Raw genomic sequence first — 17,719 nt, 5'->3', positions numbered from 1 at the left:
ATCCTACACCTCTATAGAAGCTGCCTTTTTTAACGTTCTATCTATCTACTTTGTATTAACACGTTTAACGTGATAGTTTTTAGGAGGATTAGACAATGGAAAATGGCGTAGTAAAGTGGTTTAACGCAGAAAAGGGATATGGATTTATCCAACTAGAAGAAGGTAATGATGTATTCGTACACTATTCAGCAATTCAGGAAGAAGGCTTCAAGTCTTTGGAAGAGGGGCAGTCAGTGTCTTTTGAAATTGTTGAAGGTGAACGTGGTCCACAAGCTGCAAATGTAATTAAAAATTAATAGGCAAGTATATATAAGCGGTAATCTTTATTGATTACCGCTTTTTTTGCACCCAAAAGTATTCCTAAGGGAACGATTCCTTTTTCATGTATCATCCTGATAACATCGAAAGATATTTATTGTTCTTTAATTTTTTTGCCGAAGTATTGATAATAGTTAGCTTGGATAAAACCATTAAATAATTTTCTTTTTTTTGTTGCCTTCTGTCCATATTGCTTTTCGAAGTTTTCGAATGCAGTCAAAATATAAACGCTCCAACTAGGATGTTGATTCATGATATTTCCCAGATCTTTATAGATCTTGGCGACTTCATCTTTATCACCCAAACGTTGTCCGTATGGTGGGTTACCAATGATATAACCATTATTTTTTCGGATAAATAAATCTTTCACTTGCATTTGCTTCCAGGAAATAAGATCGCCCAATCCCGCTTCAGTTGCATTATCACTCGCTATCTTTATTAGGTTATGGTCGATATCGGATCCAATGATATCCAACTTTTGGTCGTAATTTGCTTTATCTTCCACTTCTTCAAATGCCTTATCCCAATCATTGGTTTTAATCAATGGCCAATTTTCACTAGCAAACTCCCGGTTAAATCCTGGCGCGATATTTTGTCCGATTAAGGCGGCTTCGATTGCGATTGTACCTGAACCACAAAAAGGATCAATTAGCGTATTATCCGGTTTCCAGTTTGTTAATTTTAAGAGCGCTGCAGCCATCGTTTCTTTTAAAGGTGCTTCACCTTGTCCAACACGGTATCCTCTCTTATGCAATCCCACGCCTGAAGTGTCTATCGTGAGTGTAGCCATATCTTTCAGCAAAGCGATCTCCACTTTATAAACATCACCGCTTTCCGGCATTTTGGAGGCAAGCCCATACTTTAGCTTTAGCCGCTCTGCAATTGACTTTTTGACAATCGCCTGGCAGTCTGGGACACTGTAAAGTTTTGATTGTACAGACTTACCAATAACAGGGAACTTCCCTTCCTCGGCAATATAATCTTCCCATGGTAATGTTTTTGTTGATTCAAACAGTTCATCAAAAGACATTGCTTTAAATTGCCCAACAAGTACTTTAACCCGGTCCGCTGTTCGTAACCATAAATTGCAGCGTGGAATGGCAGAAACTGGCGCTTGAAAAATAACTTTGCCGTTTTCGACATTGACATCATACCCCAATTGTTTTACTTCATCTGCAACAACCGCTTCCAGCCCCATTGCTGCAGTTGCTATTAACGTTACATCCTTCATATAAAAATTCCTCTCATTCGAAATTAATGTAGTTTTAGTTTACCATAAAAAAATAAAAAAACCCTTCTTATAGCAATCATGCCATAGAAAGGTTTTACTGGTGTGGATAGACCATTAAATACTCGATAAGCCATGTTCTGTTCCATAGTACTGCAGTCGGTGGTCAGCCTCGTACGTTGGTTGTAATCATCTATCTACAAGTATAGACCTGTCCCTCTTTCGGTTGAATTCCCTAATCAAGGATGCCCCTACCATTGTTTGGGTTGCTCACTCATGGGGTTTACCTCGTTCCACCTGAAATGTTTCCATTTCAGCTCCGTCACTGTGGCACTTTCAAGGGTGTTAGTCCATATCGATTTGACGTAGGACTATTCCCTGCCGTTAGCTTTACGCTACCTTGACTTATGATTTCATCAAGCACGAACACTACAAACATCTCAGTTTGTGTGAGCATGGACTTTCCTCTGCATGTTATTGCAGCGATTACCTGAGTATTTAACATTAACTTGATATATTTTAACATACTTCATGGATATATTCAACAAATGTAAAAAAATGTTTTATCAGCTGTTGATCAGTTTTCTGGATCCGCATCTACATCTGCATCAGCAAATTTTTTGCCGAAAACTGCTTTTTCCAAGTTGGACAAACGCTTCAGTACATCGTAATTGACCTGTGTATTTTGTTGTGGGGCCCTTGTCCTCGTCGTTTGCTCTGTTGTGCTCTTCTTCAATCGGTCGTTTTCAAGTTGTAACCTTTCCATTTCTTGCTTAAATACGTCATAATCTTGGATCACAACATCTAGAAATTCATCCACCTCTTCTTGATTATAGCCTCTCATTGTTGTTTTAAAATCTTTTTCTAGTATATCCTTTCCGCTTAGCTGAACACGACTTAAACTCATCTTATCACCTCATAGATTCACATGATTTTTTTTCTGAATACTGACATCATATCAATTTAAAGTTTATTAATATAAATTACATTTTATTCTAAAACTTAATATATAGTATAACATTAAAAAAAGAAACTGAAAATCAGTTCCTCTTTTTAACATGAATTTACCATACTAATCGCTTAATAAATCCTCTGGTTGGAATGAAAAAGGCAGTAAATCCTCCACAGAAACAGTTTTTATTTCATACTCCAGATTTGTTAAATGGATACGCATCTTCGGATCAAAAAACTCACTCATCACCTGGCGACAGGATCCGCAGGGTGGCACAGGTCTCTTTGTCTCAGCTGCAACTGCCATTTCAGAAAACACTACCTCCCCATCCGCAATGGCTTTAAAAATGGCGACACGCTCTGCACAACAGGTTACGGGAAATGCTGCATTCTCGATGTTGCAGCCCGTATATACTTTCCCGGATTTTGTTACTAGTGCAGCGCCAACAGGAAATTTTGAATAGGGTACGTAAGCTTTCTCTCGCATTTTGATTGCTTCTTCAATTAATTGGTCTTTGGTCATCATTCCATTCCCCCCTTCATATGATGTGGAAGGTAATTATAAGAGATGGATTATTAAATGTAAAACATTCACAGGCTAGGACAGTTCTCTTAATAATTGGTCAAATATATATTGAATAGAATTATGAAGCTCCATATAACGCTTACGCCTTACATCAATATAATAGCTGTGCATGAGAAGTAGTTCCATATTTTCTCTTGTTGATGTAATTTGATGTGGATGGATATCTGCTTTTCTTTCTTTTACGATGTTTAGGGCGGATGCTTCCCATTCTTCTAAAAGCTCATAAATTGGAAGCGTCTCTTCCTTTACCTTTAGAAAAAAAGGCTTGTCCCTGCTGTTTGCTGGTGGTTCATTCGCTTCAAATATATCTTTCAGATTATTTAAATGTTGTTTTAATTGCTCCGTTTGTTCTTTTAATGCCATTCTATAGACCGCCTTTAACTATATACATACTGTTTCTACTTTATCATGTTTAATTCACATTGGCATCTATTTTACGCGTACGTTTTTAACAAACGCTTTCGCATCACTGATTTCATTTTCTTGGTTCTGAAAACCATTCCAAATGGCATTATCCACCTGCAGTGCTAATTCTTGATCCATCCATCGGACCTGATCGGAAATGCGTTCTAATGAAGCTTCAAATTCCTGCTTATTAACACCACTTTTCGGGATAACGATTTCCTCTGTTATAGTCATTATTATCTCCTCCATTCCTTTTATCTGCATCATGTATCTATTCGCTAAGTGTGAATGCTATCCTGCGTGTTCGACAAAACTAGAAAAAAACAAACAAATCCAGTGCAAATCCTTATTAATTCTGTAAAAGTAGACACACTAGACATTAAAGGGGGTTATTTTTTGAAGCCTAATAAACAGAATCAGAAGGATATGGACAAGCATGCAGACAAGTCATTAAAAAAAGGTGATAAAAAATTGAATGGTCCAAACCGACCTGCTACGTAAGGTATGACGATATGATATAAAAAGGATTTGCGCTCGCAAATCCTTTTTATATTGGTACCCCCTTAGTTTAGATAAATCCCTTCGTAATATATTTAACCAACGCCCATATGAGATGCCTTTGAACAAATTGTGAACAAATATACATAGTTGGCTATCGTTATCATATAGTTTTCCCCTCTTATTTTAGTTAGTAATATGCGTGGTGTTACGATTTGTTATATAATGTAGGAAGGAATACAAACTGTGATAAAATTATTAAGCCCCCTTTTTTCTGATATGATACTGTAATATGCTAGGAGGAACATTTGATGAATTATCCAAACGGGCAAAGACGAACAACATTCCGACAAACATCATCAGCGCAAACCACAGGAAAAAGTTATAGTAATCGGGGAATGACGTTGGAAGAAGACATTAATACGACAAATCAGTATTATTTAGACACAAATACGGCAATAATTCATAAAAAGCCAACACCAGTTCAAATTGTAAAAGTAAACTATCCGAGGAGAAGCGCTGCTGTTATTACAGAAGGCTACTTCAAACAGGCTTCAACAACCGATTATAATGGTTTGTATCGTAAAAGGCATATTGATTTTGAAGCAAAGGAAACAAAAAATAAAACATTATTTCCCTTAGCTAACATTCATGATCATCAGTTGAAACATATGGAATCCATTGTGGAACATGGAGGGATTTGTTTTTTTATCATTCGCTTTGCAGCATTCAATGAGACCTACCTTTTGCAGGCGGAAAAATTCTTCCCACATTGGCATGACCAACTAAATGGAGGTAGAAAGTCTATTCCATATGAATGCATCAAACAAGATGGCTATCTTATTCCATTTCAATATCAGGCAAGAATTGATTACCTGGAAATAATAGATAAGCTTTATTTTTAGAGACGGAGGTATTGAGCAATGGCAGATAATAGCCAAACTCGTGCAGCAAGAAGAAAACAAAAGAAAACAAAAAAGAAACCGCTATGGAAGAAAATATTATTAACCTTTTTCGTAACATGTTTAGTAATTGGAATTGGTGTTGGTGCTCTGGTCACTTTTTGGATCGTGACAGCACCTGGTTTAGACGAAGCAAAGTTAACCGATTCTTTTTCATCCACTGTCTATGACCAGGATGGTGAACCGGTTGTCAATTTAGGTGATGAGAAGCGTAAGAAAATAACCTATGATGATATACCGGACGTTCTAGTTGATGCTGTTACTGCAACAGAAGATTCTCGATTCTTTAAGCATTCTGGTATTGATATGCGACGAATTGGTGGTGCGGTTGTTGCTAACTTTAAACGTGGCTTTGGTGCAGAGGGTGCCAGTACGATTACACAACAAGTTGTGGAGAAATCATTCTTAACTCCAGAAAAGAAGCTGAAGTTAAAGGTCCAGGAAGCATGGTTATCCCTTAAACTGGAACGTAAATATTCTAAAGAAGAGATCTTAGAAATGTATTTGAATAAAATTTATTATGGTAGCGGTGCTTATGGTGCGGCTAAAGCTGCAGAAATTTACTTTGGTAAGGATGATTTAAATGATATAACATTACCAGAGGCTGCTATCCTAGCAGGGCTGCCACAGCGTCCATCAGCATATAATCCATTTGAAAATCCAGAGTTAATGGAAAAGCGAATGAATACTGTATTAACTTTGATGGTTCGACATGGTAAAATTTCGCAGGATGATGCGGATGAAGCGAAATCAGTTGATGTCGCCTCTCTCTTAACTGATGAACAGCCGAATTCTTCGCAGTATGAGTCTTTTGTTCAACAAGTAGAGAAAGAAGTTAGCGAAAAACTAGATGGTGCAAATATTTACACAGACGGGCTAAAAATTTATACGACATTAGATCCAAGTATACAGGATCACGTAGAGTTTCTGTTAAAGGATAGTGATGAGAACCCTATTCCATATCCAGATGATGAAATGCAAGCTGGAATGGTTGTCTTAGATACTAAAAATGGTGCAATAAGAGCGGTTGGCGGGCGTAGAAACAGTAAAGGTATACGAGAAACAAATAATGCTATTAATAGCACTTTCCAGCTTGGTTCAAATGCAAAGCCAATTATGGCATATGGCCCGGCAATCGAATATAATAAAATGTCAACCTATCAGCAAATAAATGATGATAAACCATACGAAATTGCTGGAACAGAAGGCAAAGCAATCCGAAATTGGAATAGACAATATGCTGGCTGGATGTCAGCGCGTTATGCATTAAGTCAATCATTAAACGTTCCCGCAGTTAAAGTAATGGAAGAAGTAGGAAATGCTAATACGAAAAAGTTTGCGGAAGGATTAGGCATTAACTTTTATGAAGATAAGGTTTCTATTACGGACGCGATTGGTGGAACAGAAACGCAAGTTAGTCCATTGCAGATGGCTGGTGCGTATCGCGCGTTTGGCAATGAAGGAATCTACAATGATCCGTATGCAGTAACTAAAGTTGAATTTCCAGATGGAAGAACGATTGACTTAAAACCGGAGCCTAAGGAAGCAATGTCCGATTATACGGCATATATGATTACAGATATGCTAAAAACAGCCATTAGTGAGGGTACAGGACAATTGGCTGATATACCAGGGTTGGATGTAGCCGGAAAGACAGGAACAACCAACTTAGTTGATGTGGAAGGCAGTCCTGATTCTTGGTTCAGTGGTTATACAACTAACTATACGATTTCTGTCTGGACTGGACATGAAGGTAAAAGAAGACCATTGAAAGATACCAAGATACCACATGCCCTCTTTAAAAATACAATGACAGAGATATCGAAGGATATTGAAACACCAGACTTTAAGAAACCTGATTCAGTCGTTGAGGTCGGTGTTGAAAAAGGATCTAATCCCGCTGCATTGCCAAGTGACAACACACCAAGCTCACAAATTGTGAAAGAACTATTTGTTAAAGGCAATGAGCCGAAAAAAGCATCTGAGAAATTTGAAGCTCTTGATCCGGTAAAAGGACTTCAGGCTAAATATGATGAAAACGCAAATGCAATAAAGGTAAGTTGGGATTATAGCTCGGATGATGATGTATCATTTGAAATAAGCGCTAGTGTTGATGGTGGAGAAATGAAAGCTTTGTCTTCAACCGAAGACACATCGATGGAAATATCCGATGTGGATGAAGGATCAGAATATAATATACAAGTCGTTGCAGTGAGTGGCTCAGATAAAAGTGATCCTAAATCGACAAAAGTCAAGGTGCCGGGTGATGGTGACGATGAAGATGAGGAAGAAATACCATCTGTCAGTGGATTAAGTGCCAACTATAAAGAGGATGCATCCCTCATTGATGTCTCTTGGAATTATGATGGTCCAACCGCATCTTTTGAAATAGATGTTAATGGTCAGAAACAGTCTACTGATTCGAATGGAATTGAAATAAGTGGGGTTTCACCTGGTGAAACGTACACGATTAACGTTACTCCTATTGGTAAGGAAGATGGAGCAAAAGGCGGTTCACAAAGTACCTCCGTAACCATCCCAGACGATGAAACAGAAGACAGTGATGGTGATAACGATGATGGAGATTCCGGTGAGGATCCAGGGGATGATTCTGGTGGTGACTCCGGTGGAGATGAGGATTCAGACCAAGAACCAGAACCAGATCCGGAACCAGATAATGACCAGGACGATCAGCTAGATGAAGGCCAAGATGAAAATCAAGATGAAGATCAAAGTGGCGATCAGGATAATGATCAAGATAAACAGCCAGATGATGATGCAGCAGATGATACTGAATAAAATGAATCGGAACCAAATAAAAAAGAGGTAAACTTCACAATGAAGTTTACCTCTTTTCTTGTTTCATTCGCTTTTTTCCTTCCCTACATACTTCCAGCAAAGGACATTCCGGACAGTTGGGATTTCTTGCTTTACAATGGTACCTACCAAAGAAAATCAGGCGATGATGTGTTTCGCTCCATTCGTCCTTTGGCACTTTTTGCATCAATGTTTCTTCTACTTCAAGTACAGAATCTTTCCAACGGCAAATGCCTAATCGTTTGGCCACACGTTCAACATGTGTATCCACCGCTATCGCAGGTTCATTAAACGCAACAGACACAACCACGTTTGCGGTTTTTCTGCCTACCCCTGCAAGCTTCATCAGTTCCTCTTTTGTATTTGGAACTTCTCCATTATACTCATCAATTAAAGATTGGCATAACTTTTGAATATTTTTCGCCTTATTTCGATACAATCCGATAGACCTAATGTCCTGCTGTAATTCTTCTAATGATACAGCCAAATAATCTTCTGGTGTTTCATATTTTTTAAAGAGCTCTTTTGTTACTTTATTGACAAGTACATCTGTGCATTGCGCTGATAGCAAAACAGCGATGACTAACTCAAATGGGTTTTTATGAACCAGTTCACATTCCGCATGCGGAAACATCTCTTTCATCTGATCTAAACAATACCTTATCTGTGTTTTATTCAGCATCGTATTTAGTCTTCTCCTTCTAACCAATTATAATAAAATGAAGTATCCCTCTTTTTTGTAGTATCTTTTTTAATAACTTGTCTATCATGGAAATTTTTGCTTGCTTCACGCGCTTGTTCAACAGAGTGAATGCCTTTCTTTTTCCAATCCCGAAGAATGCGATCAATATATTTGAAGTTGAGTTTTCCCATCAAAACGGATTCGCGAAGTCCCGCTTTAATTAGGGACGGCGAGATTTCGTCCTCATCCAACCAAGCGTTGATGGTTTCAATTTCAAATGGTGATAACGGTCTGCCAAATTCTTGTTCAAACAAAATAAAAATGGTCCCTTCTGCTTGCACTTCCGGTTCTTCTGTATTTAAATAAAGCGATTCCCAAAGTGGATCCATGGAATAGGCTTCACTTAATTGATTGTGCTCGTTTTTTTGTTGTTTAATCGATAAAAAGTTTTTCTGGATAAGTTTCCGTAATATATTTGCCGATTCTTTTTCATCTATGGTTAAGTTGCTTGCAATTTCATATGGTGTTGGAAAGTCATTGCCTTCCTTTAAATAACGAAACAGTTGTAGAATTACGATAACATCTTTTTCATCCAACCCATAAGACGTATAGCTTGTTAGTAATTTCGCGGGTATATGCAATTGGTTCAATAAAATCTCTTGGATAGGAATAGATTTACTCATTTAAATAGCACCTCATCGATAATAGTATAGCATGAAAAGTAAACTGCAGTGCATAATAAAATCCCTTGCAAATGATGCAAGGGGTTTTATTATGTGTCTGTCTTTCTTATGGATATAAACGGTTAATCAACCGTGGAAATGGAATTGTTTCCCTTACATGGTCAACACCAGATAACCATGCCACTGTTCTTTCTAATCCCAAACCAAATCCTGAATGTGGTACACTGCCATATTTTTGCAGTTCTAAATACCATTCGTACGCTGGGCCTGTTAAATTATGTTGTTCATAACGCTCTTTCATTAATTTCAGATCGTCTATTCGTTGGGATCCGCCAATGATTTCACCGTATCCTTCCGGAGCAATTAAATCTGCACAAAGTACAACATCGGAACGATCCGGATGTGGTTTCATATAAAAGGCCTTAATTTCTGCCGGATAATTTGTAATAAATACAGGCATATCAAATTTCTCGGCGATTGCTGTTTCATGCGGAGCGCCAAAATCATCTCCCCATTTAATATCTGTAAACCCTTGTTCAATTAATAATGCAACGGCATCATCGTAGGTAATTCTAGGAAATGGCGCTTTAATTTTTTCCAGTTTAGATAGATCGCGGTCTAAAATGTTTAACTCTAACTTACAATTTTCTAATACAGATTGTACGACAAAACTGACATATTGTTCTTGTATTTCTAAGCTTTCCTCATGATCAACGAAAGCCATTTCCGGTTCGATCATCCAGAATTCAATTAAATGTCTCCGTGTTTTGGACTTTTCTGCACGGAATGTAGGACCAAATGAAAAAACTTTTCCAAATGCCATGGCAGCAGCTTCTAAATATAATTGCCCACTCTGTGATAAATAAGCTTCTTCCCCAAAATATTCTGTATGAAATAATTCAGTTGTTCCTTCTGCAGATGATCCAGTTAAGATTGGTGGGTCAATTTTAACGAACCCACTTTCATTAAAGAATTGGTATGTTGAGCGAATAATTTCATTACGTACTTTCATTACAGCATGCTGTTTTTTGGAGCGAAGCCATAAATGGCGATGATCCATTAAAAATTCTGTACCATGCTCTTTTGGTGTGATTGGATAATCGATTGATTCATGTATGAGTTCAATGTCACTTACTTGCATTTCATAACCAAATGGTGACCTTGTATCCTCTACAATTGTTCCCGTAATATACATTGAGGTTTCCTGATGCATATTTTTCGCTAATTCAAACGTTTCTTCAGATACATCACTTTTAACGACCACCCCTTGCATAAAGCCGGTACCGTCACGTAATTGTAAGAAAGCAATTTTGCCGCTTGAACGTTTGTTTGCCAGCCATGCTCCAATTGTTACTGTTTTATCCACAAATTTTGCTGCTTGTGATATTGTTGTTTTCAAAAAAATAACCTCCGTATGTTTAGGATTGATGATTTAATACAAAGCGTTTAATGCGTTTTGCCGCTTCTTCTAATATATCGATAGAAGTTGCATAAGATAAACGTACATTATCTGGTGAGCCAAATCCGGAACCAGGAACGAGCGCTACCTGTTCTTCTTCGAGTAGTGCTTTTACCCAGTCATCAACCGTTGCAAAACCATTTTCAGACGCTGCTTCGGCCACATTTGGGAATAAATAGAAAGCTCCTTTTGGTTTAACACAGGTTATTCCAGGAATATCAATAATTAATTGATACATGCGATCAAGTCTTTCTGCAAATGCTTCTTTCATCGCTGTGATTGGATCTTCATCCGCTACATATGCTGCTAATGCCGCATATTGCGCGATAGAGGTCGGGTTAGATGTTGAATGGGAAGCTAGATCTGTCATTGCTTTAATAATTTGTTTTGATCCTGCCGCATATCCAATTCTCCAGCCCGTCATTGCATGTGATTTCGAAACGCCATTAATCACGACTGTTTGCTCTTTTAACGCTGGAGACAATGCTGCGATAGACACATGATGATCGGCTGTATAAATAAGCTTTTCGTAAATTTCATCGGATACAATCAGTATATTATGTTTTAGACAAACCTCACCAAGTTTTTCAAGTTCCTCCTGATTGTACATCATGCCTGTAGGATTACTGGGTGAATTAATAATAACTGCTTTGGTTTTACTGGTAATCGCTGCTTCCAGCTCATCAGGGGTTAATTTGAAATCATTTTCTTCCAATGCATCAACAATAACCGGTTTGCCGCTGGCTAACTTTATCTGTTCCGGGTAGCTTACCCAATATGGGGAAGGAACAATTACTTCATCGCCCTCATTGATCAGAACCTGGAACAAGGTATATAAAGCGTGTTTAGCGCCTGTTGTGATGATAATCTGATCCGTTCCATAGCTTAGCTCATTATCGGCTTTAAACTTGTTTACAATGGCTCGTTTGAGTTCTAACGTCCCGCCTGCTGGTGTATATTTTGTCATTCCGTCTTGCATCGCCTTATTCGCTGCATCTAGGATATATCCCGGTGTATTAAAATCGGGTTCGCCGACACCGAGTCCAATTACATCAAGCCCTTGTTGTTTTAACTCTTTTGCTTTTGCAGATATTGCCAACGTTGAAGATGGTGTTAATGTCTTTACCCTATTTGCTAATTCCATGGTGGAACCCCCCTGTTTATTTAAACATTCGCCTGAAGCGATATTGTTCATAACGTGAACCATCGTATAGTGATAAATAATCCAATACATACCTGCCTGACTCGTCACTATAGGTGATCTCCCATAGCGCTTTATCATCCACTAAAGCTGGAACGACTTTGACGAGTTTGCACTGCTCACATTGTGCTTTCCAATCATTCACTATCTGATCTTCAGAGACAATATCAGCTTGTTTGATGGTTGTTAAGTTTTTTTCCTTCCCTTTTAAAGGATAAAAAATGATCTTCTTTTCATCTTTATTATCTTTACCGAAGATAACATGATATGCTTCATCACCATTGAACTGTTCAATTTTGTCAATCTTCGTAATGGATGTCGCATTTAAAATTTGTTTTTCGGTCTCAGCGAATCCTTCCGTTTTTGATCCTTTTACATCATAATATAAAAATACTGCATAAATAAAGCCGATAATAAGTATAATTAAAATGATGATTAAACTCCAGAAGAACCAACTTCTTTTTTTATCCGGTGAATAGCTATTGTTTATCATTATTCTCACCCATTATTATATTTCCCCCAGTAAAATCTGCCTCATTTATCAAAAATTGCTATTCATAATTACCGCAATACCGCTAACAATAAAGGTAGTAATAAATGAAGCGCGGTTCCATTATATCACTTTATTTATTTTCACAAATAACTTCTAACCTATACCATACTTTATTATACTGATACAGCTGTATCGGTATATTTTTTTAGTCTACATAAGTGTAATTAACCCTATATCCTTTTCAAATATGGCACTTAGAACCATTCTTCTGCTTTTGTCATGAGTTCCTGGGTGGATGCAAATGTTAATGGAACGTTCGGAATCGATTCAGTGAAGAATTTACCATAACGTGCTTTTACTATTCTTGCATCACAGACAAAAACAATGCCACGGTCATTTGTTGATCGTATTAAACGTCCGAATCCCTGTTTAAATTTAATTACCGCATTTGGTAAAGATAAATCGATAAAAGCATTTTTTCCAGCTGCTTTTAGATGCTGTGCTTTCGCTTCATAAATGGGATGATCTGGAGGCTGAAAAGGCAACCGAACAATCATCAAGCAGGATAAATCCTCCCCAGGTATATCCACGCCTTCCCAAAAGGAGCTGGTACCTAATAATATCGCTTGATCAAACGTTTGGAAATTTTTCTTTAAACGGGATCGGCTTCCGCTTGATATCCCCTGACCAATAAGCATATATTTATCGGTATCCATTATTTCTTTTAAAAGCGCATGCGATTTTCTTAGCATATCATAGGAAGTAAACAGGACGAGCATTCTTCCTTTTGTAATTTCTGCTAAGGATAGTATTGCTTCACACGTTGCATAAATAAAGTCATCCTGGTTTCCATATTTTATATCTGGAAAGTCACTCGGCACCATCAGCTGCACTTGATCCTCATAAGAAAACGGCGACGTGATTTTCTCCGTTATCAAACGTTCTGTTGGTAGCCCTAGGCGCTCTTGAATAAACGAGAATGAGTTTTTCATTGTCAGTGTGGCGCTGGTCAGGATTACACTGTCTTTTTTAGCAAAAAAGTCATTCGTTAACAAAGTGGAGATATCTGTCGGTTCACTATATAAATAAACCGCATTTTTAGACCCATGCATGTCTATTTCAATCCATTTGACTTGTTGAACGGTGTCTTCAATGAGGAATAATTGTTCAAGCCCATCAATAAATGATTGAAGCAGTTGCATATTACCTTTTAAATCATCTTTATCATACTTATCGAGTGCTTCTTTTTTATCTAAATGTTGCTCAATTAATGCAAGAATATGAATTAAATCACGAAGATAAAAGGTTAGTCTTGTTACCATTTCTAATATCACTTGCCACTGATCGCTATCCTCTTTCTCTGGATCAAACCGGTACTGCGTTCTCCCTATATCACTTAATGATTTATCATTTCTTTGCTGTTTTACAACATATTGATACAAGTAACGAAACAAATCATCAATTTCGTATTTAGCCTGTGAAAAAATATCATCCCATTTTTCCAGAGGTAATTGTTTCGGACCAAGATCATATGCTCCTATTAGATTTCCCAGTGATTTCGTTTCATCTATACTTCCAATTTGATTGAGTATAAATTGCATGTTCATGTAATCGATTTTCATTCCATAGTGACGAGAAGCAGTTTCTTCAATGTGGTGTGCCTCATCGATAATTACTTTGTCATAGCTCGGTAAAAATTGATAATCATTAAACATATCTGTACATAATAACGCATGGTTTGTAATAACCAGATCAGCTTGTTGTGCCTTTTTTCGGGCCTTTTGGTAAAATGACTTGGAAAACCAAGGCGAATGTGCATCTATAAAACCTTCTGAATCCGTGGAAATCTTTTTATAAAAAAAGTAACCACTTGAAGGTAATTGTATTTCATCTATATCTCCAGATTCCGTTTCTGTTAACCAAACAAGAATCATCGCTTTGGTGAGGGCGATATCATAATTATCATGGCGCGAGGAATCTAGTTCACGTTCAAACTTTTCTAGGCTGATATAATGATTCTTCCCTTTTAGTAATGCAATTGTAAAGGGGATATCGACCAATTTTTGGATTAATGGTATTTCTTCATCTAAAAGTTGTGACTGCAATTGCGTTGTATAGGTGCTGATAACGATTCTTTTTTTTGTCTTTACTGCTTCATAAATTGCTGGAATTAAATAGGCAAGTGACTTCCCTGTCCCCGTTTCCGCTTCAACTAACGCGTGATGATGTAACTGAAACGCATCAAAAATATTTTCCGACATCTCCCGTTGACCAGTTCTTTTTTCATACTTGTTCATAAACTGCTGCATGGTTCCGTCAGCTTCATAAATTTCGTCCAAGTATTCTCCAAAGGAAATGTTCAATGCAACGTTTGCTGGCTTTTCATCTTTCATATGCCTAAATGCCAACCCTCTATATACGTCGATATCTTTATTAACAACGGTTGAAAATGCTAATGCCTTCTCCCGTTCCATTAATAATTGGTATACATCAGATTTAAACAGTTTCTCCAAGTTTAATAAGTGAAGGATTGTCTCGTATGGTAAAGTTGCCAGCTTCTCTTTTAATTTTAATAATATTTTTGCTGTTACAAAGGCATCTGACAAGGCGCGATGTGGATCTTCATGCTGGATATCCAGATACGCTGCTAACTGGCCTAATTTATAGCTTGGAGCTTTCGGATATAATATTCGCGCGAGTTCAACCGTATCTAATATTGGATTATCCAACGCCTGTTTGCCATGGTTCGTAAGCTCTACGTTTAAAAACCCTAAATCAAATGGCACATTATGTGCAACGAGATAGCTATCCTGGAAAATATTGATAATTTCATCAGCCTCATCTTGAAACAGTGGCGCATCAGCTACTTCGTCATCGATGATTCCAGTTAAGTTCGTAATAAAGGGAGGAATAGGTTTTTCAGGATTAATTAAAGTGGAATAGCTGTCCATGATTTGATCATTTTCAATAACTACAATCCCTACCTCTATAATCCTGTCCTCTTTTAGCGGAGCATGCCCGGTCGTTTCCAGGTCAATTACAACGTATTTATCCAAAACTTCCACCTGACTTTCCTTTCCCTATGTATCGTACATTTAGAAAACGCAGCATTCGTCAAGCCTTAGGCGAATTGCCTTCGTTCAACGAAAAATTCCTTTTTCACTTTCGATAATCGCTTCAGTAGCATTCCTTTAAACACGCACGACGCACAAGGACGCTGTGTATTAGCTAGAGCAGAAAGAAATAGACCTATCCTTTCCTTACTGCTAAAAGTAAAACTCTTATCATGAATACTGATAAGAGTTTTACACCTTTATACGAAATCCTGCATCATTGTTAATGGAGGCTCTTTTTCAATAAGCTGCGCAATCTCATTCTTTTCATTCATAATAGCAACTTTTGGTTTATGCGATGCTAACTCTTTTTCTGATATAAGTGCATAGGAGACGATAATAACTGTATCCCCCTTTTGAACAAGTCTTGCTGCTGCTCCATTCAAGCATATTACGCCTGAGTCTTTTTTTCCAGGAATAACATATGTTTCCAAACGGGCACCGTTATTATTGTTCACAATTTGTACTTTTTCGTGAGGTAAAATATCCACTTGTTCTAAAATGCCCTCATCTATCGTGACACTTCCAATATAGTCCAGGTTGGCTTCTGTTACACGTGCACGATGGATCTTACTTTTCATCATAGTGCGTATCATACAATTCCCCCCTATTTTAATCGATTGATTAACTCCCCAATATCATTAAATAGAAGGTTATCGATTAATCTGGCATGTTTAAAGAATACTGCTGTTGCTAAAACTACCTGCTGGTCAATTACAGTCACAGGCTCTAGTTCTGGATAACTCAACAGTTCAACATAGTCAATTTTCCCAGTTGTATTGTGAGTAATCTTGTCCATGACCTCTTTAACAATAATATCAGGATTTTTTTCTCCGTCAACTACCAGTTGGCGGGCACTGTTTAATCCTTTATATAACCAAACAGCTTCTTCTCTTTCTTGATCCCGCAGATTAACATTTCTGCTACTTTTTGCTAAGCCACCCTGCTCTCTGGCTGTAGGAACACCAATCAATTCAATTGGAAAGTTAAAATCATTAATCAGCGCATCTACGACAGCTATTTGCTGTGCGTCCTTCATACCAAAATAAGTTCTATTTGGTTGTATAATATGAAATAATTTCGTCAGTACAGTGATTACGCCGTCAAAATGCCCCGGTCTTGATCTTCCACACAATACATTTACCCGTTCTTCCATATGCATACGAATGCTCATTTTCTTCGGATACATGTCTTCCACTCCCGGGATAAATAATATATCTACTCCGGTTTGTTCAGCGATTGAAATATCGTGCGCTTCATCCCTAGGGTATTGTTCATAGTCTTCGTTTGGACCGAATTGTAGAGGATTCACGAAAATGCTGGCCGCGACGATGTCGTTTTCCGACTTTGCTTGTTTCATTAGACTTATATGACCATCATGAAAAAATCCCATTGTCGCAACAAAACCAATCTGTTTGTGCTGCTGATTGAATGCTTTGCACCTTACTTGCATGTCTTCGATTGAACGAATAATTTCCATTTTATATCCCTACTTCACTTATTTGGTAAAATTTCCTTGTCTTTAATTAAAAAAGAATATGCATCCAGCGGAAAGGTTTTATCCTTCACATCTTCAATATAAGCTTTCACTGCATCCGTACCTTTTTCATTAAAGTCTGCATAGGGTTTAGCAAATTTCGGCAGGCGGTCAACACCGTATTTTAATATGTCATGATAGACTAAAACCTGACCATCACATTCAATCCCTGCACCAATGCCTATTGTTGGAATGTCTATTTTTTCTGTAATAATTTGTGCAAGTTCTTTGGGAACACATTCTAGTACTACTGATATAGCACCATGCTCGGCCACCTGTTGTGCATCAGTAAGCAGTTTTGCAGCTGCTGCTCTGTCTTTACCCTGTACCTTAAACCCACCTAACACATTCACTGTTTGTGGTGTTAATCCCAGATGTGCAACAACCGGTATACCTGCCTCTGTTAACCGTTTAATCAAGAGCAGGGTTTCTTCTGTTGCCCCTTCAATCTTGAGCGCTTGTGCATTTGTTTGTTGAAAAATTTCTCTTGCATTTGTTAATGATTCCTCTATGGAAATATGATAGGACATAAAAGGCATATCCACAACTACAAATGTATTCGGAGCACCACGTTTTACAGCCTTCCCGTGATGTATCATATCGTCAACTGTTACCTGTATGGTCGAATCATAGCCAAGCACGACCATCCCCAGTGAGTCTCCAACAAGAACCGTGTCAATACCGGCCACTTCAGCTGTCTTTGCTGAAGGATAGTCATAGGCAGTGACCATCGTTATTTTTTCCTGATTATCTTTCATTTTTTGCAGATCCAATCTTGTCAGCATA

The 17,719-nt window shown here is 37.8% G+C and carries 17 protein-coding genes and 1 other RNA gene; 3 read left to right on the top strand and 15 right to left on the bottom strand.

The window, feature by feature from the left end:
- Positions 1–95: 95 nt before the first annotated feature.
- Entirely contained in the window at positions 96–296 is a 201-nt protein-coding gene (locus tag JOC34_RS03680; protein WP_205135352.1) for a cold-shock protein, read from the top strand.
- A 116-nt stretch (positions 297–412) separates the two neighbouring features.
- Here the strand turns inward: JOC34_RS03680 and JOC34_RS03675 are convergent, their stop codons facing one another.
- From JOC34_RS03675 to JOC34_RS03650, 6 genes are all read right to left on the bottom strand, one after another.
- A complete protein-coding gene (locus JOC34_RS03675) occupies positions 413–1,549 on the bottom strand; it encodes a THUMP domain-containing class I SAM-dependent RNA methyltransferase (RefSeq protein WP_205135351.1) in 1,137 nt (378 codons plus the stop codon).
- 121 nt (positions 1,550–1,670) lie between these two features.
- An RNA gene (gene rnpB / locus JOC34_RS03670) (RNase P RNA component class B) lies at positions 1,671–2,044 on the bottom strand.
- A gap of 79 nt (positions 2,045–2,123) precedes the next feature.
- Positions 2,124–2,453 (bottom strand): cell division regulator GpsB, encoded by a 330-nt coding sequence (gene gpsB, locus JOC34_RS03665; protein ID WP_205135350.1) that lies wholly within the window; start codon positions 2,451–2,453, stop codon positions 2,124–2,126.
- 165 nt (positions 2,454–2,618) lie between these two features.
- A complete protein-coding gene (locus tag JOC34_RS03660; protein ID WP_205135916.1) occupies positions 2,619–3,020 on the bottom strand; it encodes a cytidine deaminase in 402 nt (133 codons plus the stop codon).
- Positions 3,021–3,095: 75 nt separating this feature from the next.
- A complete protein-coding gene (locus JOC34_RS03655; RefSeq protein ID WP_205135349.1) occupies positions 3,096–3,446 on the bottom strand; it encodes a DUF1798 family protein in 351 nt (116 codons plus the stop codon).
- 66 nt (positions 3,447–3,512) lie between these two features.
- Complete coding sequence (locus JOC34_RS03650) at positions 3,513–3,722, bottom strand: hypothetical protein (RefSeq protein WP_205135348.1); 210 nt, start codon at positions 3,720–3,722, stop codon at positions 3,513–3,515.
- Between the two features lie 575 nt (positions 3,723–4,297).
- Between JOC34_RS03650 and recU the strand changes: the two genes are divergently transcribed.
- Positions 4,298–4,891, top strand: coding sequence for a Holliday junction resolvase RecU (gene recU, locus JOC34_RS03645; RefSeq protein ID WP_205135347.1), 594 nt, complete (start codon positions 4,298–4,300; stop codon positions 4,889–4,891).
- Between the two features lie 18 nt (positions 4,892–4,909).
- Positions 4,910–7,747, top strand: coding sequence for a PBP1A family penicillin-binding protein (locus JOC34_RS03640; protein ID WP_205135346.1), 2,838 nt, complete (start codon positions 4,910–4,912; stop codon positions 7,745–7,747).
- Positions 7,748–7,793: 46 nt separating this feature from the next.
- Here JOC34_RS03640 and nth read toward each other — a convergent pair whose 3' ends face one another.
- The 9 genes from nth to panB form a co-directional block, all read right to left on the bottom strand.
- On the bottom strand, positions 7,794–8,447 hold the full coding sequence (gene nth, locus JOC34_RS03635) for an endonuclease III (RefSeq protein WP_205135345.1): 654 nt from the start codon (positions 8,445–8,447) through the stop codon (positions 7,794–7,796).
- Positions 8,448–8,452: 5 nt separating this feature from the next.
- On the bottom strand, positions 8,453–9,130 hold the full coding sequence (locus JOC34_RS03630) for a DnaD domain-containing protein (RefSeq protein WP_205135344.1): 678 nt from the start codon (positions 9,128–9,130) through the stop codon (positions 8,453–8,455).
- Between the two features lie 106 nt (positions 9,131–9,236).
- Entirely contained in the window at positions 9,237–10,529 is a 1,293-nt protein-coding gene (gene asnS, locus JOC34_RS03625) for an asparagine--tRNA ligase (protein WP_205135343.1), read from the bottom strand.
- Positions 10,530–10,548: 19 nt separating this feature from the next.
- Positions 10,549–11,733 (bottom strand): pyridoxal phosphate-dependent aminotransferase, encoded by a 1,185-nt coding sequence (locus JOC34_RS03620; protein WP_205135342.1) that lies wholly within the window; start codon positions 11,731–11,733, stop codon positions 10,549–10,551.
- Positions 11,734–11,749: 16 nt separating this feature from the next.
- Positions 11,750–12,283 carry a cell wall elongation regulator TseB-like domain-containing protein gene (locus JOC34_RS03615; protein WP_205135341.1) on the bottom strand — a complete coding sequence of 178 codons (534 nt, stop codon included), beginning with the start codon at positions 12,281–12,283 and terminating at the stop codon, positions 11,750–11,752.
- A gap of 254 nt (positions 12,284–12,537) precedes the next feature.
- A complete protein-coding gene (gene dinG, locus JOC34_RS03610; RefSeq protein ID WP_338062630.1) occupies positions 12,538–15,348 on the bottom strand; it encodes an ATP-dependent DNA helicase DinG in 2,811 nt (936 codons plus the stop codon).
- Between the two features lie 248 nt (positions 15,349–15,596).
- Positions 15,597–15,992 (bottom strand): aspartate 1-decarboxylase, encoded by a 396-nt coding sequence (panD, locus tag JOC34_RS03605; RefSeq protein ID WP_205135339.1) that lies wholly within the window; start codon positions 15,990–15,992, stop codon positions 15,597–15,599.
- A gap of 11 nt (positions 15,993–16,003) precedes the next feature.
- Complete coding sequence (panC, locus tag JOC34_RS03600; protein WP_205135338.1) at positions 16,004–16,876, bottom strand: pantoate--beta-alanine ligase; 873 nt, start codon at positions 16,874–16,876, stop codon at positions 16,004–16,006.
- Between the two features lie 14 nt (positions 16,877–16,890).
- A complete protein-coding gene (gene panB, locus JOC34_RS03595; RefSeq protein ID WP_205135337.1) occupies positions 16,891–17,718 on the bottom strand; it encodes a 3-methyl-2-oxobutanoate hydroxymethyltransferase in 828 nt (275 codons plus the stop codon).
- Position 17,719: the final 1 nt, after the last annotated feature.

This window comes from Virgibacillus halotolerans (assembly GCF_016908515.1).
Classification (GTDB): Bacteria; Bacillota; Bacilli; order Bacillales; family Amphibacillaceae; genus Virgibacillus_M; species Virgibacillus_M halotolerans.
Note: the sequence above shows the minus strand (reverse complement) of the source record. Positions and strands in the feature narration are given on the sequence as shown.